Here is a 21,440-nt window from a genome sequence, read left to right as displayed (position 1 = left end):
CTCTACGCGCCTTCCATTGGGTTTCGCACTAGCAGACCGCCGTCGATTACCAAATTGTCACCGGTCATCCAACTAGCTGCACCTGAGGCGAGAAAGCAGATTGCTTTCGCAATATCCTCCGGCTCGCCGATTCGACGTAGTGGTGTCACCGAACTGACCGCTTCTTCTTGGTCTTTCCACAAGGCTTCGGACAGTTTCGTTCGCACAACTCCCGGCGAAATCGAGTTAACCCGAATTGCAGGCGCCAACTCCATTGCCAATTGTCTAGTCATATGCAGTAGCGCTGCCTTCGACGCGTTATAGGTGCCCAGCCCTTCTTCGATGGTCAGCGCACCCACCGAAGACACATTGATTACTGCACTTGGCGAAGATCCCAACCCACTGGCTACCGCAGCCCTCGTCCAGATAGCGGGCGCAAGAGTATTGACAAGAAACGTTTTCTCCATTGCGGCCAGTGGCTGATCGATAATTGGGCCGTAGGCGGGATTGGTTCCTGCATTGTTCACAAGAACTGTCAAAGGGCCTAGTTCTTCTGCAACTCGAGAGCATGCATCTCGTGCAGCGCCTACATCTGCAACGTGAGCCCCGATACCGATAACCTTGCCACCAGTCTCATGCGCAATCTTGTGTGCCATCTCTGTGGCGGATTCTTGCGACCGTGATGTCAGGGCAACTTTTGCTCCACCACGAGAGAATTCAAGAGCGGTCGCGTAGCCAATACCTCGTGTTCCGCCAGTAATAAGGACAACTTCGCTGCTGAGATCAATGCCTGCCAATGGGATACCTTTCGCAGTGCCACAGCGCGAAGCGCTGTGCCGTCGACTTACTTGCTCCCACACAATATATTGAATCGTGATTCAGGTCACATACTTTCGGAAACTTTCCAATCGGGTTTCAGCCCCAACGAGGCACACCATGCCCTATTGACGGTAGCGAGAATCCGCTCGAACGTAGCACTGTCATCTGGATGCTCACCATCTACCCACGTCGCATATGCCAAACGGGACACCATCGCAGACAAGGCAATAGCCATCATTTCCACATCAACTGTCGCAGCAACTTGCCCCTCCAACTGCAGCCGTTTCAGCCATTCTGCATTGCGGGAGGCAAATCGTCGCGCACGCTCTTTCCTGAGCTCACGGAATGTCGGCTGCACCTGCGACACTTGTTCAAGAAGGGCCATAAACTGGGCATTTCTACGGTAGCTCTGCAAGTACTCCCGATTAGTTATCGCCAAGACTTCCGCAGGACTAGCACCTTCCCGCGGGCGCGAAGACCGTGCGCGCATGTCTGTCTCGACACTTTCCAGTACTGCATACAGTAGCTGATCCCGGCCATCGAAATAGGTGTATACAGTTCCAACAGAACACCCTGCTTCCTCGGCGATATCCACCAACCGAGTGTCGAAGTATCCTTCCCGCACAAACACAATTTTGGCAGCCTCCAGGATCTCTTCACGCCGCCCTCCATGGGGTCGCGTCACCAGTCAACCGCCTTTCTCCTTGAGTATCGACTTTCTTTCCAAACTACCCCACACCTGAATCCAGATTCATTTAAGTTTGGATACCAATACCACCAAGCAAAGGAGGAACGATGCCAATCCACAGCGCCTACCCTGCGGTCGACATCCCACCTGTATCTCTCTTCCAGTATCTATTCGCTGACCTTGCTCCCCAGCATGCCGATAAACTGGCCATTGCTGACTCAGGAACTTCCGCGACGTATTCCGAACTTCGCGACATGATTGAACGATTCGCGGGCGCACTAGCAGCGCGCGGCATCGGCAAGGGTGATGTCGTTGCACTGCACTGCCCGAACTCCACGACATTCGCTGTCGCATTTCATGGCATTTTGCGGGCAAACGCCACAGTCACTACCGTCGCGTCGATGGCAACTGCTGACGACGTCGAAAAGCAGCTCCGTCTCTCGGGAGCGAAGGCCATCTTGACGACGTCCGCGATCGGTTGGGCAGGACACCAAGGCGGCGAGAACGCCGGGTTATCCGATGACAAGATCATCGGCCTGACCGGCATTCATGGCATCGCAGAGATGCTTCTCGAAGGCAGCCCGGTTCCTGAGGAAGACATCGACTCCGAACACGATGTCGCCGTCATTCCATTTTCATCTGGAACTACTGGTGTACCTAAAGGTGTGCAGCTTACTCACCAAAACCTGGTAGCGAATCTGGTGCAGATGGGTTCTATCATCGGCGGCCACATCGATGAAAACACCATCGCCGTCACACCGCTACCCTTCTTCCACATCTACGGCATGAATGTGCTGCTTAATCTGCTCCTTGCGGTTCGCGCCTCGCAGTATGCGATGGCAAAGTTCGACCTACTGGAGTTTTTGGAACTCGTACAAACGCACAAGGCAAACTTCGCATTCATTGCACCGCCAATTGCCGTTGGCTTAGCAAAACACCCGGGTGTCGATGCTTACGACTTGTCGAGTCTCACAAAAATCTTGTCAGGAGCTGCTTCTTTGCAAGCAGACCTGGCTAGTCTCGTAGAACGGCGAATCGGCTGCGAGATCACACAGGGCTTCGGAATGACAGAGTTGTCGCCCGTGTCGCATGTCCGCCTCGATCAATCCACTCCTGTCGATTCCATTGGACTCGCCATTCCGAATACGTCCTACAAGCTCGTGGATGTCAGCGACCCTGCACTAACGGAGATCCAGCCACCAGCTTCGGGGCGCTCTGAAGCCGGCGAACTCTGGATTCATGGCCCTCAGGTCATGCTCGGCTACCTCAATAATCCCGAGGCCAACTCGATCATCCTCGTCGACGGCTGGCTCCGTACAGGTGACATCGCCGAAATGGATGCAGATGGCAACGTCTACATTGTTGACCGTTTGAAAGAGCTCATCAAGTACAAGGGTTACCAGGTAGCACCTGCGGAATTGGAGGACATCCTCCTCCAACATCCTGACATTGCTGATGCAGCCTGCGTCGGTGTTGTCGACCGTGCCGGTGATGAGATTCCGAAGGCTTTCGTGGTGAAGCGCGAGGGGGCAAACGTGTCCGAAGACGACATCATCGATTTCGTTGCAGAACGAGTAGCTGCATACAAGAAAGTTCGTGAAGTGGAATTCATTGCTGAAGTGCCTAAGTCAGCTACCGGAAAGATCCTGCGGAAGAATTTGAAACAGTTGTGAACGTATAAACTCGCTCAACTCTGCAATATTCCCTCCACACTCCGACGCGCTGAGTAGCATTCCTGTCAATCAGCAACGAACAAGTGAGGTTCATATGCCCCTACGAAGTGCCGTATCCGACATTGATATCCCTGACGTCTCTCTTTTTGACCTACTCTTCTCAAACATTGACGAGCGCCATGAGAACAAGCTCGCGATCGTAGACTCTGGTTCTCAATCCACGTACGGAGAGCTGCGTCAGCAGGTCAAAGCTTTCGCGGGTGCGCTCGCAGCTCGTGGCGTAAAACAAGGTGACGTCATTGCTTTGCACTGCCCGAACTCCACAACTTTCGCTGTGGCATTTCACGGTATCCTGCGTGCCGGCGCAACTTGCACCACCGTTGCGTCGCTGGCTACTGTCGACGACGTCGAAAAGCAGATCCGCGTGTCCGGTGCTTCCATGATGCTGACAACATCCTCCATCGGCTGGGCAGGCGCGAACGGTGCAGAAAACGCTGGACTAGCCCCGGAAAAGATCATTGGACTTACCGGCCTACATGGCATGGGCGAAATGCTCGCGGAAAACCATCCTGCACCAGAGGTCGATGTCCTTCCCGATGACCTCGCGGTGATCCCCTTTTCGTCCGGTACCACTGGTACACCAAAGGGCGTGCAGCTAACTCACCGCAATCTTGTTGCAAATGTGCTGCAGGCGGCGAACGCCGTGGATGAACAGCTGACTGAAGACACTCCAGCAATCACCATTCTGCCGTTTTTCCACATCTACGGGCTTACGGCACTGCTCAATTTGTGTCTGCTTCGTCGGACGACGCAGTACACCATGGGCAAGTTCGACCTGCCGGATTTCCTGCAGCTCATTCAGGATCGCTCAGTCAAGTTCGCGTTCGTTGCGCCACCGATTGCGGTTGCACTGGCAAAGCACCCCATCGTGGACAACTACGATCTCTCATCGCTGGAAACCATTTTCAGTGGCGCGGCATCTCTGCAGATCGATCTGGCTCAGCAAGTAGAGGATCGCATCGGCTGCATCATGGCACAGGGCTATGGCATGACCGAATCGTCCCCAGCGACGCATATTCGGATGGGCCACGATTCCCCACTCGATTCCATCGGTCGCGCAGTCGCCAACACTGAGTACAAGATCGTTGATATCGAACGCGACGATCTCCCCGAAATCAACTGCCCATCCTCCGGCTGTTCCGCCTCCGGGGAATTGTGGATCCGCGGACCACAGGTCATGCGTGGCTACCTGAACAATCCAGAGGCTACTGCCGAAACGCTTGTCGACGGCTGGCTCCGTACAGGCGACCTCGCACAACTCGATCAATTCGGCAATGTGTACATCGTGGATCGTTTCAAGGAGCTCATCAAGTACAAGGGCTACCAGGTTCCACCCGCAGAACTTGAAGCTGTATTGCTGGAGCATCCAGGTATCGCTGACGCTGGCTGTACCGGTGTAATCCGTAATGATGGCGAAGAAGTGCCCAAGGCATTCGTCGTTACGCAACCGAATGTGACGTTGACAGCCGACGAAGTCATGGACTTCGTCGCAGAGCGCGTCGCGCCGTACAAGAAGGTGCGCGAGGTCGAGTTCATTGAGCAGATTCCAAAATCTGCGACCGGCAAGATCCTGCGACGTGAGCTCAAAGTTCTCGACTAAACGGCGATGCTAGCTCCGGACAGTGACCACAACGGTCACAGAGCCGGGCGCGATTTCGGTGTAGCCAGCATCGCGCACCGCCACGATCGACTCGTTCGAGTCGCCGTTTGAAGCAGTTACAGGCCACTCTGACCTGGGTACCTCACGAATATTCATGGAGTATCCAGACTGTGCCCATTCCCACGCTTGTTCTGCCGATAGCGCAGCTGCATACAACATCGACGCGTGACCGACCTGCGCCGCAGCCTTCCCGACGGTCATGTCCAAGCCACGATCAACCCACAGCGTTGGTGCTGTGTCGCTGGCAGAAACGATGTCTGACGGATCGTCGTAAGGAAGATCTGTCCCACCAATCTGCAGCTTCGACACTTGCTGTGGCGTATCCGACACCGGAGTAGGCACTAGCGCTCTCGCGGCTGCACCATTCACCGTGGCGGTCGCACCGGGGATCTCCTGCACCCGCGTCCACTGGGCATTACGGGCGCGTCGAGCGATCTTACGAATTCGCTCTCCGTACCAACCGTCAAGACCCTTGTAGAGCGTTGAATCGACGTGTCCAGCTGGTTCCGCCAAACACGTCGCGACCACAGCGGTGGCAGCGGCTACCAGCAGGGCATTCCGCGATGGCTTATCGTCGGCGTTCTTGGGTATGTGCAACACGATCGGCATCGACCACGGGACTGCCTCTTCCCTCGTCCAGTCTCGAGGTCGTGCCAACTGCGCGTGAGCTATAGAAAACCACTCTGGTACGGATACAGCTGACGACGAATCGTCGTGCATTACTGAACTGGATTTTCTAGCGCAACGCGACGGTACGTACCGTCCTCACGATCTGCATGGTCGATCTCATCGCGAGAGACACCCAGCATGTACAGCACTTCATCAAGGAAAGGATTGTTCACGGAGGTGTCAGCCATTTCCTTCAGCGCTGGCTTCGCGTTAAATGCGATACCCAGGCCGGCAATTGACAGCATGTCGATGTCATTTGCTCCATCGCCAACGGCGACCGTCTGGTGCATCTGAAGACCGTACTGCTCGGCAAATGCCCGAAGGCTACGCGCCTTCTCCTGGCGATCGATAATATCCCCGATGACACGGCCAGTGAGCTTACCGTCAACAATCTCGAGGGTATTTGCGCGATAGAAGTCGAGACCAAGTTCCTTCGCCATTGGCTCAAGAATCTGGATGAAACCACCCGAGACGGCACCCGCCTTGTAGCCCAGACGCTTCAGAGTTCGAATCGTGGTGCGAGCGCCAGGCGTCATGACAATGGATTCACGAACTTCGTCCAACACTGACTCTGGGAGACCAGCCAGCGCCTTGACTCGCTCATGCAACGATTCCGCGAAATCTAGCTCGCCGCGCATCGCGCGTTCAGTGACGGCTGCCACCTCTGCCTCACGGCCAGCATGAGCCGCGAGCATCTCAATAACTTCACCAGTAATCAGAGTCGAATCCACGTCAAAGCAAATCAGTCGCTTGGAGCGCCGCTGCAAACCATCACGTTCGATGGCAATGTCGATGTTCTGATCCTGTGCAAGGACCGCCAACGCCTTACGCAAAGGCACGCCTCCGCCTGGCTTAGGGTTCGGAACAGTCACCTTCAGCTCCAAGCCAGTAACTGGGTAATCGGCAATACCACGGATGGAATCAATGTTGGCTCCGTAGTCAGCCAGAGTCTGACCAATACGAGAAACATCCACTGCCTCAACTGGATTTCCGAGAACGACTACCACGTGGGTCGAAGCCACACGAGCGATGTCCTCGTCCTGCTCGATATTCACCTGCATGGAACGACCCGCCAGCGTATCCACGAGCCCCTTCTCGAGAACATCAAGCTTCTCTGGGCGAACACCAATAAGTGCACCCAGTGCCAGACGAGACCGAAATACTGACTGCTCCACATCGAGGATCTGTGCGCCATGCGCAGCCAGTACCCGGAAGAACGATGCCGAGACACCAGGGTGATCTGGTCCGGTCGCGGTAACAAGCGCGGACACCAGCCCCTCAGGAAGAGTCACTGTATCAGCGAGCAACGGAGCATCAATAGTTTCAGTTTGGGAGTTATCAACCGTATTCTGCACGCCCACTAGTATCCCATACCGCTCATGAACTGGGAATCTGGGCATAGCTACGACGAGTGAGTTGCCCCCGTTGTTAAGCTCGACGACCTACTGCCGGAAAACAAGTTTTAGACAGCACAAAGCCCCCTCCGGGAGGAACCGGAGAGGGCCAAAAATTGTGCGTAGTTCAGAGGTCTTACTTTGTCAGCTCAGTGACTTTCAGATTAGAGCTGGCGACCAACGTGTGCTTCTTCGCGCATGCGCTCAACCATGTGTGGGTAGTGCAGCTCGAACGCTGGGCGCTCGGAGCGAATACGTGGCATGGAGGTGAAGTTGTGACGTGGTGGTGGGCAAGAAGTTGCCCACTCGAGGGAGTTGCCGTAACCCCATGGGTCATCAACGGTAACAACCTCGCCGTAGCGCCAGGACTTGAATACGTTCCAGACGAATGGAATCACAGACAGACCCAGGATGAACGCACCGATGGTGGAGATCATGTTCAGGGTGGTGAAACCGTCGGTCTCGAGGTAGTCAGCGTAACGACGTGGCATACCCTCGTTGCCCAGCCAGTGCTGAACCAAGAAGGTCATGTTGAAGCCAACGAACGTGAGCCAGAAGTGGATCTTGCCCAGGGTCTCGTCGAGCATACGACCAGTCATCTTCGGGAACCAGAAGTAGACGCCAGAGTAAGAAGCGAATACCAGGGTACCGAACAGAGTGTAGTGGAAGTGTGCAACCACGAAGTAGGTATCAGAGACGTGGAAGTCCAGTGGTGGAGCAGCCAGCATAATACCGGTCAGACCACCGAACAGGAAGGTGACGATGAAGCCCAGTGCGAAAGTCATTGGGGTTTCGAACGTCATGTGTCCGCGCCACAGGGTGCCCAGCCAGTTGAAGAACTTAACGCCGGTTGGAACCGAAATCAGGAACGTCATGAACGAGAAGAACGGAAGCAGAACGCCGCCGGTAACGAACATGTGGTGTGCCCACACAGCCATGGACAGGCCAGCGATGGACAGGGTTGCGAAGACCATGCCTGCGTAGCCGAAGAGTGGCTTGCGAGCGAAGACAGGAACAACCTCGGTGATGATGCCCACAAATGGGAGCAGCAGAACGTAAACCTCTGGGTGCCCGAAGAACCAGAAGAGGTGCTGCCACATCATTGCGCCACCGTTAGCTGGGTCGTAGATGTGTCCGCCAAGCTTACGGTCGAACAGAACGCCCAAAGCAGCTGCAGTGAGGATTGGGAAGATGAGCAGTGCCAGAATCGAGGTCACCAGGATGTTCCAGGTGAAGATTGGCATACGGAACATGGTCATACCTGGTGCACGGAGGCACAGCACGGTGGTGGTCATGTTAATTGCGGAAACGATGGTACCGATACCACCGATACCAACACCCAGGATCCAGAGGTCAGAACCGACGCCTGGCGAGTGGATGGAGTCCGACAGTGGCGAGTACATGGTCCAACCAAAGTCAGCTGCACCGCCAGGGGTAAGGAAGCCCGAGAGCATCAGGATGCCACCAACGGTGGTCAACCAGAAGCCGAAGGCATTCAGACGTGGGAAAGCTACGTCCGGCGCACCAATCTGCAGCGGCAGGATGTAGTTAGCAAAACCCCAAACGATAGGGGTACCGAACAGAAGCAGCATCACCGTGCCGTGCATGGTGAACATCTGGTTGAACTGTTCGTTGGACAAGAACTGGAGACCCGGTGCGAAGAGCTCAGCACGGATCAGCAAGGCCATGAGACCACCGACGAAGAAGAAGGAGAAGCTCATGATGATGTACATGATGCCCAGCTTCTTGTGGTCGGTCGTGGTAAGCATGTCCCACGCCCAGCTACCCTTGCGCTCGTGGCCGAACGGTTCCGGCCGTTCGGTCGCGGTCACCTCGTGACCGGGCCGCGGAGCGACAGCAGTCATTCTTCCTCCTGACTACGCGATAGCCTGCAATTCACAGACTATTCAAAGAATTAAGTGACTCTTAATGTTAGTCCAGATGAGCCCGCGTATGCGAGCCCACCTTTCTCTACCTGGCCGAGTCTAACTGGTTCCTGTGAAAAAGTTAAGGCCAGCAGCGGATTTACAGCATCTCGCCAAGCTGTGCAATGCGCAGAATTTCCTGAGAAACACCTTAACCAGCAACTATTCCGAATTGATTGCCGTTCACAGTGTTCCCCCGAATTACCCCCACTAGCATTGCGAAGCTTACTAGAAGTCCCAGTCCTCGTCTTCGGTGCTTTCAGCCTTACCCATGACGTAGGAAGATCCGGCACCAGAGAAGAAGTCGTGGTTCTCGTCAGCATTAGGGCTCAGCGCAGACAAAATCGCTGGTGAGACCTTGCACTCGTCAGCCGGGAAGACCCCTTCGTAACCTAGATTATTCAGCGCCTTATTTGCGTTGTAACGAAGGAAACGCTTGACATCTTCGGTCCAGCCGAGCTCGTCGTACATATCCTCGGTGTACTGAATCTCGTTGTCATAGAGATCGAGCAGCAAGTCGAAGGTGTAGTCCTTCAGCTCATCCTGCTCTTCCTGGCTGAGCTTCTCGACGTTCTTCTGATACTTGTAGCCGATGTAGTAGCCATGCACAGCTTCATCGCGAATGATCAGGCGAATGATGTCTGCAGTGTTCGTCAGCTTCGCGTGGCTCGACCAGTACATCGGAAGGTAGAAGCCCGAGTAGAAGAGGAACGATTCAAGAATGACCGACGCAATCTTCTTCTTCAGCGGATTATCGCCCTCGTAGTATTCGAGGATGATCTTCGCCTTCTTCTGAAGATGCTCGTTAGTTTCGCCCCAGCGGAATGCATCATGAATCTCAGGCGTCGATGCCAAGGTCTGGAAAATCGAAGAGTAACTCTTCGCATGCACCGATTCCATGAAAGCAATGTTGGTGTACACCGCTTCTTCGTGTGGTGTCAGTGCGTCCGGCAGCAGCGACACTGCGCCAACGGTGCCCTGAATGGTGTCCAGCATCGTCAGCCCCGTGAACACGCGCATCGTGGTCTGCTGTTCAAGAGCGTTCAGCGTATTCCAGCTCTTGATGTCATTAGACAGTGGAACCTTCTCCGGCAACCAGAAGTTGCCGGTGAGACGATCCCACACTTCCAGGTCCTTCTCGTCCGGAATGGTGTTCCAGTCGATTGCCGCTACCGGGCACTCACGTGCCTCTTCATGCTTCTCACGGTGGGCAGGGGTTGAGGGTGGGCAGTCATCGATGTTCATGCAATCGTCTCCTCTTTATAATCACCGGCTATTCGTACTGTTCGTAGCCGACGAAGTGATCTCTTCCTAAGCATTCAAATGCCGCTCATCCACGACGCTAGTGAATGGCGGCACGTTTGTGCTGAGGACAGACTTCTAGGCGCCTATCCTACTCACAATTGGTCTGTCCACACTAGACACCTATTAATAAGGTGCATTTCGCGGACGCCCCTTTTCACGTCCCGCATCCCGTCACTCCCCTGCCCCAGTGGCAGGCGTGACATAGGGCGAAGGCCCACAGAGTCCGTGCAAACATCTGTGGGCCTGGTGCTTGACGACGAGTTCGTCGTCAAGCGTTTAAATCATGCGAGCGGAACTAGAGCATGCAGGAAACGCAGCCCTGAACTTCCGTCCCTTCCAGAGCAACCTGGCGGAGGCGGATGTAGTAAATCGTCTTGATGCCCTTGCGCCATGCATAGATCTGCGCACGGTTGATGTCACGGGTAGTTGCGGTGTCCTTGAAGAACAGCGTCAGCGACAAGCCCTGGTCGACGTGCTGGGTGGCAGCGGCGTAAGTGTCGATGATCTTCTCGTAGCCAATCTCGTAGGCATCCTGGAAGTACTCCAGATTGTCATTGGTGAGATGCGGCGCTGGGTAGTAGACGCGACCGATCTTGCCTTCCTTGCGGATCTCAATCTTGGAGGCAATGGGGTGGATCGACGACGTCGAGTTGTTGATGTACGAAATCGAACCGGTAGGCGGAACCGCCTGCAGGTTGCGGTTGTACATGCCGTGCTTCTGGATCTCAGCCTTGAGCTCGCGCCAGTCATCCTGCGTTGGGATGTGAACCGATGAGTTCTCGAAGAGCTGCTTGACCTTCTCAGTCTGTGGCTCCCACGCCTGATCGATGTACTTGTCGAAGAAGGAGCCGTTGGCGTAGTCGGAGTTCTCGAAGCCACCGAAACGAACACCACGTTCCTTCGCGATCTCCTTCGATGCCTTAAGAGCTTCGAAGAGCACACAGTAGAAGTAGATGTTGGTGAAGTCGATTCCTTCTTCAGAACCGTAGTGAATACGTTCGCGGCCGAAGTAGCCGTGCAGGTTCATCTGACCAAGGCCAATCGCGTGAGATTTCTCGTTGCCCTTCTTAATAGAAGGAACGGAGTCAAGCGACGTCTGATCGGACACTGCGGTCAGACCACGAATTGCGGTTTCGATGGTCTTAGAGAAGTTGTCCGAATCCATCGCCATTGCGATGTTCATCGAGCCCAGGTTGCAGGAAATATCCTCGCCGACCTCTGCGTACGACAAATCTGCGTTGTACGTAGAAGGGGTAGATACCTGCAGAATCTCGGAGCACAGGTTCGAGTGGGTAATCCGACCGTCAATTGGGTTGGCCTTATTTACCGTATCCTCGAACATGATGTACGGGTAGCCGGACTCGAACTGAATCTCCGCCAAAGTCTGGAAGAACGCACGGGCATTAATCTTGTGCTTCTTGATCCGAGGATCCTCGACCATATCCTGGTAGTTCTCGGAGATGCTGACATCCGCGAAAGGTCGACCATAGACGCGCTCGACGTCATATGGGCTGAACAGGTACATGTCGTCGTTGCGCTTTGCCAGTTCGAACGTGATATCTGGGATGACAACGCCGAGCGACAACGACTTGATGCGAATCTTTTCATCAGCGTTCTCGCGCTTGGTATCCAGGAATCGCAAAATGTCTGGGTGGTGTGCATGCAAGTACACAGCGCCTGCGCCCTGTCGCGCACCCAGCTGGTTAGCGTAGGAGAAAGAGTCCTCCAGCAGCTTCATCACAGGAATGACGCCAGAAGACTGGTTTTCAATGTGCTTAATAGGCGCGCCCTGCTCACGCAAGTTGCTGAGCAGCAGCGCAACGCCACCACCGCGCTTGGACAACTGCAACGAAGAGTTGATAGCGCGACCGATGGACTCCATATTGTCTTCGATACGCAAGAGGAAGCAGCTCACAGGCTCGCCACGCTGGGCCTTACCCGAGTTAAGGAAAGTAGGAGTCGCAGGCTGGAAACGACCAGTAATAATCTCGTCGACGAGTTCCTGAGCGAGCTTCAAATCACCATCGGCAAGCGTGAGAGCAACCATGCAGACACGGTCTTCGTAACGCTCCAAGTAGCGCTTCCCGTCGAAAGTCTTCAGGGTGTACGAGGTGTAGTACTTGTACGCACCGAGGAACGACTTGAAACGGAACTTGTGCGCGTATGCCTGCTTGAATAGGGCCTTGATGTCCTCGAATTCGTACTTGCCGAGGATCTCCGCATCGTAGTACTTGTTCTCGACCAGGTAGTCGAGTTTTTCCTTCAGGTTATGGAAGAAAACCGTGTTCTGATTGACGTGCTGCAAGAAGTACTGACGTGCAGCCTGTCGGTCCTTGTCGAACTGAATCTGACCATCGTCGTCATAGAGATTCAGCAGTGCATTGAGCGCGTGGTAATCCAGCTGCTCGTCCCCTACTGGCTCCGCCACTGACTTGCCCATTTCAGCCAATCTTCTCGCTCCTCGTAGCTCTCTTCAATGCTCTTTTAGATGTTACAGTTTTTAGAATTACGCCCATTTTCACAGGCTAGTACGCAGGTCAACGCGCAGTTATGTGGTTGTGACACAGGTTGTGGTTACGCAGCTTTTCCGTGGAAAAACTCTGTCAGTCCCTTGCGAACAATGACAACGTCTTCATCGTTGCCCATCAACTCGAAACGGTACAGGTATGGAACCTTGCATTTGTAGGAGATGACATCACCAGCCTTGCCGTAATCTGCGCCAAAATTGGTATTACCTGCAGCAATGACTCCTCGGATATACGAGCGGTTGTGCTCGTTATTGAGAAATCGGATAACTTGCGGCGGGACCGGCCTGGTATTTCCCCCAGACATCGATACACCACCGCCATATGTCGGACAGATAAGCACATACGGTTCATCTACCAGCAACTCCGGATCGGACTTTCGCATCGGAATTCGTTTACTCGAAAATCCGAGCTTTTCGACGAACCGGTGCGTGTTCCCCGTCGCAGACGAGTAATAGACGATGAGCATGTTTGCAGTCATCCCCTTTTAAGGTTCTTACCAAAGAACCGCGGTCTCGCCTGAGCGAAACCGCGGATTGAAAATGCGCAGTGCGAGCGCTTTTAAGCTGCCTGGAGAGCCTTGATGCGATCTGGACGGAAACCAGCCCAGGTTTCCGCACCGGTGTCAACAACTGGTGCCTGCAGGTGGCCAAGAGCCATGACGTAGTCACGAGCCTCGTCATCCAAAGTGATGTCAACTACGTCGTATGCAATTCCGGCCTTATCCAAAGCACGGGTGGTTGCGCGACACTGAACACAAGCTGGCTTGCTGTAAACGGTAACCATGAATCTCCCACATTCCTTTTCGCTCAAATGCGCTCAACCACTGAAACTGCCATAGCAACAACGGTGAGTATTTTGCCAAAATGTTGCTAGCCGAGGCGCTTACCCTCCGGCTTAACCCGCGTTCCGGAGCAACATCCAAAACACTACACTTGGTGCCAGAAAAAGGCCAATGATACAACATCTAGTAGTTACATCATTAGTATTCCCTGCTCATCAGAATTCGAAGCACTAGATGTTGGGCACCACGCCGTGACAACCTTGTAATTTCACGCGAATTATTCAAAAACTCGTGGAAAAACAGCTATCAATGGCATGAGGGTTCACTAATAACATGGGTGTGATTCATCTCAGAAAAGAGAAACCGAATTGGCAGCAAGCTGCCAATGCGGTTTTGCTGAAAGCTACACCTTCTAAGAGATGAGCTCAGCGGAAGCCATACGCTCCAATTAGCCCTGACGAGCCTTGAAACGTGGTTCCTTCTTGTTGATCACGTAGACCTTACCGCGACGACGCACAACCTGAGCGCCCGGCTTGTTCTTCAGCGACCGAAGGGACTTACGGACCTTCATTCGGGCGCTCCTTTCTACTCGGCTCCAAATTGGTTGAACGCCGAGCCCAATGGATTTTGAGCACTCGTCAACCGGACGGCACCGGCAATCGGTGCCATGACACGAACCGCCATGTTACCTAATGCTTCCGCGAACACCAAAAAAGTATCGCGCCGCCCCTCCCGACAGGGTTAATCGCCAGGGCTCAGCCATTGTTTTCCATCATAATTTCTCGCACATCACTCAATGACCGTCCCGTGGTTTCGGGAACCGTCCGCCACGTGAAGACCAGTGCCATCGCTCCAGTGACCGCGAAGAACGCGAATGACCAGGCACCACCAATGACGTCAACCATCGGCAGGAACGCCTGCGCCACAAACCAGTTCGCGACCCACAAAGCCAAACCTGCAAGCCCCATGCCGAGACCACGTACTTCGTTCGGAACGATCTCCGAAATGAGCAACCACGTCGCCACTGATACCGCTGCCTGCTGGAAGACGATGAACACCGTCATCAGTGTCAAAGCCGCCATTGCTCCTACCCCGGAGTCCGCCGCAAGGCCATATACCGGTGCCAACGCCAGCAAGGACATGGCACAACCACTCAGTCCGATCAACAGCATTCGACGACGCCCTACCTTGTCGATAACGCTCATGCCGACCGCACACGCAATCACAGAAGCAGTACCAATCAGAATTGACGTATAGACAGAGTTTTCCGTCGACAACCCAACCTTATTCATCATGGTTGGCGCGAAGTACATGATCGCGTTCGCACCGGTGACCTGCTGCGTCACACCAATGAACATTGCAATGATGACGCTGCGTCGCACCCATGGGGTACTCAATGCCGCGCGTTCGGCTCTGCGCTGATCTTTACTTTGCGACGACTCTGCAACTGCAACTTCGTCAAGTGATGCATCTGGGCCGTGCATGCGCTGAAGTACGCGCAACGCTTGTTTTGGTTTGCCACGCTGCAGGAGGAATGCTGGAGTGTCCGGAAGAAAAAACATACCAATAAACAGGACAATTCCCGGCACCGCACCAAGTCCTAGCATCCATCGCCAGGAGCCAGATTCAGCAAGTGCAGAGTTGGTAAGGAATGCAACGAGCTGACCGATGACGATCATCAGCGAATTCAAGCTGACCAGCCGACCGCGGATTTGCGGTGGCGCCATTTCGGAAATGAACATCGGCACCACGATGGATACTGCACCAATACACAAGCCGAGCAGCGTACGGGCGGCACCCAGTTCTATTGCACTTCCCGCCACGGCACACCACAAACTGCCGATGATGAAGCCAACTGCTCCGATAATGATCGTACTCCGACGGCCTATACGGTCCGCTACCCGACCGCCGACGAAGGCACCGATTGCTGCTCCTACGAGCAACATCGCAGTTACAGTAGATTCCTGACTAGCAGTGAGCTGGAACGACCGTTGAATAAAGAGCAAAGCTCCAGAGATCACGCCCGTGTCATATCCGAAAAGCAAACCACCCAGCGCGGCGATAGTTGCCACAGCCAGAGAATGCCAGGATGAGGTCGAATTTTTCACGGTGGACATTGTGCCAGCTTTCGCCAACATATAGGTACCCTAGCGGTATGACACTCCAGGCAGAGATCATCGAGAAACTGCATGTTCGTCCCACAATCGACCCTGCTGAAGAAGTAGCACACCGTGTCCAGTTTCTAGTCGACTACCTGAAAGCCGCACACGCTAAGGGCTTCGTACTTGGCATTTCTGGCGGTCAGGACTCCACATTAGCGGGCAAGCTGGCTCAGCTGGCCGTCGAAAAGCTACGGAAAGAAGGGGCTGAAGCCGAGTTCATTGCGGTGCGCCTGCCCTATCAGGTGCAGGCAGACGAAGACGATGCGCAGATGGCTTTGTCTTTCATCAAGCCGGATTCTTCAGTTGTCGTCAACGTGGGCCCAGCAGTAGATGCCTCAGAGATCGCAGTTGCGGATGCTTTGCAGGTAGCTGAGCTCGGAGATTTCAACAAGGGGAATGTGAAGGCTCGGGAGCGGATGATTGCGCAGTACGCGATCGCTGGCGAGCGTGGCTTGCTCGTCATCGGTACTGATCACGCAGCAGAGGCAGTAACCGGCTTTTACACCAAGTTTGGGGACGGTGGCGCGGACCTCATGCCACTTTCCGGACTGAACAAGCGCCAAGGTGCGGCGCTGCTGGAGTATTTGGGAGCACCGGAACGAGCATGGCTGAAGGTGCCAACTGCAGATCTGGAAGAAGATCGCCCGGCCTTGCCAGATGAAGAAGCACTGGGCGTCAGTTACACCGCTCTCGATGACTATCTTGAGGGAAAAGAAGTCTCGGCTAAAGACAGGGATCGCATCGAACATTTGTGGATGGTCAGCCGACATAAGCGCACCACACCCCCGGGACCTGCAGAAACGTGGTGGCGAAGCTAAGGCTCGAGGGATGAGAGCTAGTTGTGACGCGTGTTAGGAAAACACGCGAGCACCTGCTTCCCACACCTGGTCAGCGTTAATGCTGTCACGGTGATTCTGGCCTGATGTCGGATGTTTATCCTGAATGAGCTCGGCCGTGACCATTCCATGCGCAAAAGCCCACAGCGCGAGACCTTCAGCCTCGCCGCCAGCGACCTTCTGGAAAGGCTCACGAATCCAGCTATCAAGCTCAGACGGCTGGTTAATGTTGACAAACTGCGACCGGCTAATCAGGCGATACCCATAAGGATCTGCAAAGGCACTCTTCCGATATGCCATGAGCACAGACTGCGGAGTTGGTTCCGACTCTGCTGCCTCATTTACTGACCGCCCCAGTGCACACAGTGTTTCTTCGAGGAGCAACTCGCATAGCTCTTCCTTGCCACTGATGTGCTTGTACAGAGATGGTGCCTTGACATCTAGTCGCGCCGCTAGACGACGCATACTGACGTTGTGCCAGCCCGATTCACGCAGCATCAATCGAGCCTCGTCCAAGATCTGCTGAACGCGAGGCGAATGCGCGCGACGTTCACGCAGAAAAGGCGTGGCCGCCCCTAACTGCTGGGACGGCCAATGTCCGCTATTGCCCTCAATTGGTTCCGCCATAACCGCACTGTTCTCTATGATCCCCGTCACAAAACGTGAGATTACTAGTGTCAACCAGCACGCGGGCGGTTTTGGCAGATTTCGCGGACCTCAGGGGCATATTCCCCGGATAGGATCAATAGCGCTCCGGCTCTTCACCCAGGTTAAAGCGACGACCGGAGACCTCGCCCGGGGTTACCTTGACGTAGTTGTACTTCAAGGTTGGCAGCCACGGCTTCAGCGGGAGCTCGTCTGCAGCCTCGATATCTGCGTTGGACGTCAAAGTCTGCGCAGTGCCCTTCACAATCACAGACCATGCCTTGTTGGAGTCCAAGTCGACATCGTCAGCTTCGAACAACACGTCGTCATTAAGAGTGAGAGAGAACAGCTTCGAACCCTCTGCGGTGCGGAAATAGATAGCTCCCTCGTGCACAACATAGTTGAGTGGGAACAAATCCATGTCGTCCTTACGACGAACGACAAGGCGACCAAAGTGCTTGGTGCCCATCAATTCGAGAGCATCCTCGGTGGAAAGCTGCTGGATTACTTCGGAAGATTCAGTCATGCCACCATTATCCCACTCTTCGTGTCACCCTGCTACTACCGTTAGCTTCGGCCGATAAAACGAGTCAGCTGGCTCGCCAACAAAGCAAGTCCAGCGGCGCCTATCACGGTCCACGCCATCGGCCGAGGATCCGCGCCCAGTACACCGACAAGCGGTGGAGCCAATGCGCCACCTAACGACTGAATTGCACCGATAAGGCCAGATGACATGCCGTGCTTCAGCGGGCTGGCCTGCATCGCAAGTGCTGTGGCAGAGCCGAGAGCGATCGAGAGGGGCGCCGTCGTCACGATGAGCGAGGCGAGGAGCACAAAGACATTTGCCTGAGTAATTGCGGCGATAACAACGAAGATTGCGAAGAAGCTCGCCCAACCAAGCCCGAATGTGACAACTCGTTCAGGTGTAACCACACCAAAGCGGGTTTCAACGCCCATGTACCGAGAACCAACCATGCCCACGAAGGCCATAGTGCCAGCCAGGACAACCATTGTTAGGGCGTATTGCGATTCACTCAGCCCATACACTTTCTGAAAAACGAATGGGCCAGCCGAGATCATTGCGTACGACGTAGCGAACGTCAGCGCCACCGCTGCTGCGTACAAGACAAAACGACCAAGATGAGGCTTCTGAGGCAGCTTCTTTTGTGCCCCGGCATGGGTCTTTCGAAGTTCGTCGTGCTTTACAAACTTAGGGTGTGTCTCAGGAACGACGATAAATGTCCACACCCCTACTCCGGCACCGATAGCAGCGAGCACGAGGAAAATGGTACGCCAGTCACCGAACTGTAGGATTCCAGAACCGAAGAGAGGTGCAAATGCAGGAACCAGCATGCCGGCGGCCGCGATGACGCTCATGACACGGGCAGCTCGAGCACCGCTGGCGATATCCGCGACGATAGCGCGGCCGAGCACTGCTCCAGAACTCGCAGCCATTCCCTGAAGCAACCGGAACAAGAGCATGACTTCAAGACTTGGAGACAGCGCAACGAGCACACTGAAAACGACAAACGTTATGAGACCGATTATCAGGGGCCTACGGCGTCCGAAGTTGTCGCTGATCGGCCCGATAAAGAGCTGCCCGAGCGCCATACCCACGAAGTAGAGCGTCAACGTTAACTGCGTCGCACTCGCTGAGACAGAGAAGTCATCGGTCACCGTAGGCAAACCCGGCAGGTACGCAGCAGACCCAATGGGAGGCATTGCCGCGATGATGACGATGGGAATGACGAACGCAGCTGCTAGCGAAGTAACCGCCGCAATGCGCCGCTGCTGCGCATCAGACTTAGGCGTGGTAGCCCCAGTTGACCCGAATGACAAAGTGCACCCCAATGAACGAATACGAATAACTCCGCATACCCCACGGGGCATGTATGCGATATACCCTACATCATTGTTGATCCGTCATGTATATGGCTCTTAGGCAGCCTCCGAAGTGATGGGCCACTCACATAATCCACACAACCGTTTTAAGCTAGAAGGAAGCGCAAGGAGAGCCCAACCGTCCGAAGGAAACTGACATGAAGAAGGTCCTAGCCGTAGTTGCCTTTTCGAGTTTAGCGCTCGCAGGCTGTTCTGAGGACAACTCGGCAAACCAGCAGTTCCAAACCGAAAGTCCTTCTGTCGCTAAGACACCGATAACTTCAAAGACGCCACCGAAGCCATCAGCCAGCTCTAACACCACCAACACGACCACCCCAACACAAACTGTTGAGGCTAGCCCGGAGAACGAAGAGCCATACGTAGTCGAGTGCATTGTTGGCACTCCAGGCTCATCACGCATGTCGGATGGAACCATTCAAAATACTGATTTCTGCGCAAATCAACAGGGCACACAAGAGCACCCTGACGCAGAAGGAGCTGCAGGCCCCTCCCCCGATGAAATCCCCATTGCCAATGGAGGAACGTGTCCGGCGGCCGTTTGTGGCTACGGCACTGACGAGTACGGAAACCCCAACCCTAGCAGCGGAGAACTTCAAACCATGCACGGCTGCGAAGCCGGCTACATTGACGACCCTGCGCTGTGCGGAGCTGTTCAGGAAAAAAGCAGAACAGTACGGATGGTAGCTAATCCTCCATCCTCTCCGGCTGAAGAACTAGCACACAGCCAACTCAGAATCCTGTAATCCCCTGACTACATCAGGGCGCCAAACAGCCCCAAGAAAAATTCCCCACAACACGCAAAACCCCTGGTCATCACGACGAGGGGTTTCACAATCTGTGGAGCTAACGGGATTCGAACCCGTGACCCCCACACTGCCAGTGTGGTGCGCTACCAACTGCGCCATAGCCCCGTACCACGTCTTGCCGAAGTGGACTCCCAATAAGCTACCCCGTCGGCCAATTTTCCCCAAATCGCCTGTTCAGGGGCTTATGCTTGACGACGAAATCGTCGTAAAGCAACAACCGAAAAGGACGAAAGCGTCGCAGTGCGTAGCACCGCGACGCTTCAGGCCAGTTTTACTTCTTGGTTTCCAGTGCTGCCTTGACCCAGTCGGTCAGTGGACGCTCGCCCAGGTTGTCGAGGACGTCCTTGCCGTCAACGAGGACGTGCGGGGACGATACCTTACCCAGAGCCTTTTCGAGGGTGCCGTAGTTGCCCTCGGCGGCCTTCTTAGCTTCAGCGGTGTCAATGCCATCCGTGATCTTTGCAACCAGCTCGTCGTTAGCGCCCATGCTCTTGGCACGCTCAGCGAGCTCCTCGTTGCTCCAACCAGCAGCGGTCTGCTGATCCTTCATCATCATTGCGTGGAAGTTCCAGTAGAGCTTCGCGTCACCGGTCTTCGCAATTTCACGCATGATTGCCATGGACTTCGTCGAATGGCCGTCCTGCTTGACCTTGCCACTCCCAGGCTCGGTTCCGTCCAAGAAGTTCAGCGTGTGCTGTTCCACAACCAGGGTGCCTTCGTTCAGAGCCTTCAGCTCGTCGCTGTGACCACCGGTTGCCATTTCGCCACAGTATCCACACGAGAAGTCTTCGAATACCTGCGCGACAACGGCATCGTCGCCAGCCTTGTCGGAAGAAAGGCGAATGACATCGCCATCGACTGCAACGTTGAAATTCACATCGTCGTTAGGCAGTCCTTCCATCGGCTGGTTACGGCCCATGTACAAAACTGCGCCAATGACGGCAAGCACAATGACTACAAGAGCGATAATGCCGACGAGAAAGCCGGAGCTCTTTTCATTCGGGTTCTTAATCTTCTGACTCACACGTCACACACTAGCGATGAATGGCCAATTTGTGCGCTGTCAACAATGAAAAACCACCCCACTATGAGCAATGCAACAGTCCTGCCAAGGACCGAAATACCCATATGAAGTGGCTTTACGACGGCTCGAACAGGCTATTTACCCGAGTGAATCGCAAACTTCTTGAATGGAATCCAGGTGACGATGGCACCCAAAATGACGAATCCAACGTCGCGTCCCAGCGACTTCAGATAAGTCACTGTGCCCGCTTCTGGGTTGTAACCGCCGCCGCCGAAGCAACCACAATCGATTTGCAGCCCGCGAGCCCAGGCAGAGGCAAGGCCGATGATGAATCCGACCATGATCAGCATGGTAACCACACCTGCGAATCGCAGGAAGACACCGAGCAGCAGCATCAAGCCGAGGATAATCTCCACGGCCGGCAGTAACACTGCCAATGGCTCAACAAACTCCCGCGGAAGCAGCTGATAGGCGGCGATAGCGCGCTGGGAATCCAACGGATTCATCAGCTTGACCGTTCCTGACCACAACCAAACCGCTGCCAATCCGAAGCGGGCGATGAATCCTAGGATGTCTTTCATGTC

20 protein-coding genes and 1 tRNA gene are annotated in these 21,440 nt (G+C 54.7%); 4 read left to right on the top strand and 17 right to left on the bottom strand.

Annotated features, from left to right (window positions below):
• Positions 1–2 precede the first annotated feature (2 nt).
• Positions 3–776, bottom strand: coding sequence for an SDR family oxidoreductase (locus WG934_RS03010; RefSeq protein WP_339988642.1), 774 nt, complete (start codon positions 774–776; stop codon positions 3–5).
• An 86-nt stretch (positions 777–862) separates the two neighbouring features.
• Positions 863–1,483: a TetR/AcrR family transcriptional regulator gene (locus WG934_RS03005; protein ID WP_339988640.1), complete on the bottom strand. Its 621-nt coding sequence runs from the start codon at positions 1,481–1,483 to the stop codon at positions 863–865.
• 110 nt (positions 1,484–1,593) lie between these two features.
• On the opposite strand from WG934_RS03005, the gene WG934_RS03000 reads away from it, so the two are divergent.
• Both WG934_RS03000 and WG934_RS02995 read left to right on the top strand, forming a co-directional pair.
• A complete protein-coding gene (locus WG934_RS03000; RefSeq protein WP_339977476.1) occupies positions 1,594–3,159 on the top strand; it encodes an AMP-binding protein in 1,566 nt (521 codons plus the stop codon).
• A gap of 94 nt (positions 3,160–3,253) precedes the next feature.
• Positions 3,254–4,819, top strand: a complete 1,566-nt coding sequence (locus WG934_RS02995) for an AMP-binding protein (RefSeq protein WP_339988638.1) — start codon at positions 3,254–3,256, stop codon at positions 4,817–4,819.
• Positions 4,820–4,828: 9 nt separating this feature from the next.
• On the opposite strand, the gene WG934_RS02990 is transcribed toward WG934_RS02995, so the two are convergent.
• The 9 genes from WG934_RS02990 to WG934_RS02950 form a co-directional block, all read right to left on the bottom strand.
• On the bottom strand, positions 4,829–5,599 hold the full coding sequence (locus tag WG934_RS02990; protein ID WP_339977472.1) for a peptidyl-tRNA hydrolase: 771 nt from the start codon (positions 5,597–5,599) through the stop codon (positions 4,829–4,831).
• Positions 5,599–6,948, bottom strand: coding sequence for a phosphoserine phosphatase SerB (gene serB / locus WG934_RS02985; protein WP_445228175.1), 1,350 nt, complete (start codon positions 6,946–6,948; stop codon positions 5,599–5,601). Before serB ends, WG934_RS02990 begins: the two co-directional genes overlap by 1 nt.
• Before the next feature lie 158 nt (positions 6,949–7,106).
• Positions 7,107–8,807 (bottom strand): aa3-type cytochrome oxidase subunit I, encoded by a 1,701-nt coding sequence (gene ctaD / locus WG934_RS02980; RefSeq protein ID WP_339988636.1) that lies wholly within the window; start codon positions 8,805–8,807, stop codon positions 7,107–7,109.
• Positions 8,808–9,095: 288 nt separating this feature from the next.
• The gene (nrdF, locus tag WG934_RS02975; protein WP_339977468.1) at positions 9,096–10,112 is read right to left on the bottom strand and encodes a class 1b ribonucleoside-diphosphate reductase subunit beta; all 1,017 of its coding nucleotides are present in this window, start codon (positions 10,110–10,112) and stop codon (positions 9,096–9,098) included.
• 355 nt (positions 10,113–10,467) lie between these two features.
• Complete coding sequence (gene nrdE, locus WG934_RS02970) at positions 10,468–12,612, bottom strand: class 1b ribonucleoside-diphosphate reductase subunit alpha (RefSeq protein ID WP_339978767.1); 2,145 nt, start codon at positions 12,610–12,612, stop codon at positions 10,468–10,470.
• A gap of 134 nt (positions 12,613–12,746) precedes the next feature.
• On the bottom strand, positions 12,747–13,166 hold the full coding sequence (nrdI, locus tag WG934_RS02965; protein WP_339978764.1) for a class Ib ribonucleoside-diphosphate reductase assembly flavoprotein NrdI: 420 nt from the start codon (positions 13,164–13,166) through the stop codon (positions 12,747–12,749).
• Positions 13,167–13,258: 92 nt separating this feature from the next.
• Complete coding sequence (nrdH, locus tag WG934_RS02960; RefSeq protein ID WP_339977466.1) at positions 13,259–13,483, bottom strand: glutaredoxin-like protein NrdH; 225 nt, start codon at positions 13,481–13,483, stop codon at positions 13,259–13,261.
• Between the two features lie 446 nt (positions 13,484–13,929).
• Positions 13,930–14,052, bottom strand: a complete 123-nt coding sequence (gene ykgO / locus WG934_RS02955) for a type B 50S ribosomal protein L36 (protein WP_005511141.1) — start codon at positions 14,050–14,052, stop codon at positions 13,930–13,932.
• A gap of 184 nt (positions 14,053–14,236) precedes the next feature.
• Positions 14,237–15,598, bottom strand: coding sequence for a sugar porter family MFS transporter (locus WG934_RS02950; RefSeq protein WP_445228174.1), 1,362 nt, complete (start codon positions 15,596–15,598; stop codon positions 14,237–14,239).
• 38 nt (positions 15,599–15,636) lie between these two features.
• On the opposite strand from WG934_RS02950, the gene nadE reads away from it, so the two are divergent.
• Positions 15,637–16,461 carry an ammonia-dependent NAD(+) synthetase gene (nadE, locus tag WG934_RS02945; RefSeq protein WP_339988633.1) on the top strand — a complete coding sequence of 275 codons (825 nt, stop codon included), beginning with the start codon at positions 15,637–15,639 and terminating at the stop codon, positions 16,459–16,461.
• A gap of 33 nt (positions 16,462–16,494) precedes the next feature.
• Here the strand turns inward: nadE and WG934_RS02940 are convergent, their stop codons facing one another.
• From WG934_RS02940 to WG934_RS02930, 3 genes are all read right to left on the bottom strand, one after another.
• Entirely contained in the window at positions 16,495–17,106 is a 612-nt protein-coding gene (locus WG934_RS02940; RefSeq protein WP_339988631.1) for a TetR/AcrR family transcriptional regulator, read from the bottom strand.
• Between the two features lie 115 nt (positions 17,107–17,221).
• Complete coding sequence (locus WG934_RS02935) at positions 17,222–17,650, bottom strand: pyridoxamine 5'-phosphate oxidase family protein (protein WP_339977391.1); 429 nt, start codon at positions 17,648–17,650, stop codon at positions 17,222–17,224.
• 41 nt (positions 17,651–17,691) lie between these two features.
• Positions 17,692–19,014, bottom strand: coding sequence for a multidrug effflux MFS transporter (locus tag WG934_RS02930; RefSeq protein ID WP_339988629.1), 1,323 nt, complete (start codon positions 19,012–19,014; stop codon positions 17,692–17,694).
• Positions 19,015–19,163: 149 nt separating this feature from the next.
• On the opposite strand from WG934_RS02930, the gene WG934_RS02925 reads away from it, so the two are divergent.
• Positions 19,164–19,769, top strand: coding sequence for a hypothetical protein (locus WG934_RS02925; protein WP_339988627.1), 606 nt, complete (start codon positions 19,164–19,166; stop codon positions 19,767–19,769).
• 95 nt (positions 19,770–19,864) lie between these two features.
• Here the strand turns inward: WG934_RS02925 and WG934_RS02920 are convergent.
• The 3 genes from WG934_RS02920 to WG934_RS02910 all read right to left on the bottom strand — a co-directional run bounded on the left by WG934_RS02920 (position 19,865) and on the right by WG934_RS02910 (position 21,437).
• A tRNA-Ala gene (locus WG934_RS02920) sits at positions 19,865–19,937 on the bottom strand.
• Between the two features lie 166 nt (positions 19,938–20,103).
• Entirely contained in the window at positions 20,104–20,856 is a 753-nt protein-coding gene (locus WG934_RS02915; protein WP_339977385.1) for a DsbA family protein, read from the bottom strand.
• Between the two features lie 134 nt (positions 20,857–20,990).
• Positions 20,991–21,437, bottom strand: a complete 447-nt coding sequence (locus tag WG934_RS02910) for a MauE/DoxX family redox-associated membrane protein (RefSeq protein WP_339988626.1) — start codon at positions 21,435–21,437, stop codon at positions 20,991–20,993.
• Positions 21,438–21,440: the final 3 nt, after the last annotated feature.

It is taken from the genome of Corynebacterium sp. H78, from assembly GCF_037572275.1.
Lineage (GTDB): Bacteria > Actinomycetota > Actinomycetes > Mycobacteriales > Mycobacteriaceae > Corynebacterium.
Note: the sequence above shows the minus strand (reverse complement) of the source record. Positions and strands in the feature narration are given on the sequence as shown.

Excerpts from the sequence above, each read along its gene's own strand:
- ykgO (WP_005511141.1), bottom strand. The coding sequence starts at position 14,052 with ATGAAGGTCCGTAAGTCCCTTCGGTCGCTGAAGAACAAGCCGGGCGCT.
- WG934_RS02990 (WP_339977472.1), bottom strand. The coding sequence starts at position 5,599 with ATGCACGACGATTCGTCGTCAGCTGTATCCGTACCAGAGTGGTTTTCT.
- WG934_RS02930 (WP_339988629.1), bottom strand. The coding sequence starts at position 19,014 with ATGCCCCGTGGGGTATGCGGAGTTATTCGTATTCGTTCATTGGGGTGC.
- WG934_RS02950 (WP_445228174.1), bottom strand. The coding sequence starts at position 15,598 with ATGTCCACCGTGAAAAATTCGACCTCATCCTGGCATTCTCTGGCTGTG.
- ctaD (WP_339988636.1), bottom strand. The coding sequence starts at position 8,807 with ATGACTGCTGTCGCTCCGCGGCCCGGTCACGAGGTGACCGCGACCGAA.
- nadE (WP_339988633.1), top strand. The coding sequence starts at position 15,637 with ATGACACTCCAGGCAGAGATCATCGAGAAACTGCATGTTCGTCCCACA.
- nrdF (WP_339977468.1), bottom strand. The coding sequence starts at position 10,112 with ATGAACATCGATGACTGCCCACCCTCAACCCCTGCCCACCGTGAGAAG.
- WG934_RS03000 (WP_339977476.1), top strand. The coding sequence starts at position 1,594 with ATGCCAATCCACAGCGCCTACCCTGCGGTCGACATCCCACCTGTATCT.
- WG934_RS02910 (WP_339988626.1), bottom strand. The coding sequence starts at position 21,437 with ATGAAAGACATCCTAGGATTCATCGCCCGCTTCGGATTGGCAGCGGTT.
- nrdE (WP_339978767.1), bottom strand. The coding sequence starts at position 12,612 with ATGGGCAAGTCAGTGGCGGAGCCAGTAGGGGACGAGCAGCTGGATTAC.
- nrdI (WP_339978764.1), bottom strand. The coding sequence starts at position 13,166 with ATGCTCATCGTCTATTACTCGTCTGCGACGGGGAACACGCACCGGTTC.
- serB (WP_445228175.1), bottom strand. The coding sequence starts at position 6,948 with ATGCCCAGATTCCCAGTTCATGAGCGGTATGGGATACTAGTGGGCGTG.
- WG934_RS02925 (WP_339988627.1), top strand. The coding sequence starts at position 19,164 with ATGAAGAAGGTCCTAGCCGTAGTTGCCTTTTCGAGTTTAGCGCTCGCA.
- nrdH (WP_339977466.1), bottom strand. The coding sequence starts at position 13,483 with ATGGTTACCGTTTACAGCAAGCCAGCTTGTGTTCAGTGTCGCGCAACC.
- WG934_RS02935 (WP_339977391.1), bottom strand. The coding sequence starts at position 17,650 with ATGACTGAATCTTCCGAAGTAATCCAGCAGCTTTCCACCGAGGATGCT.
- WG934_RS02940 (WP_339988631.1), bottom strand. The coding sequence starts at position 17,106 with ATGGCGGAACCAATTGAGGGCAATAGCGGACATTGGCCGTCCCAGCAG.
- WG934_RS02995 (WP_339988638.1), top strand. The coding sequence starts at position 3,254 with ATGCCCCTACGAAGTGCCGTATCCGACATTGATATCCCTGACGTCTCT.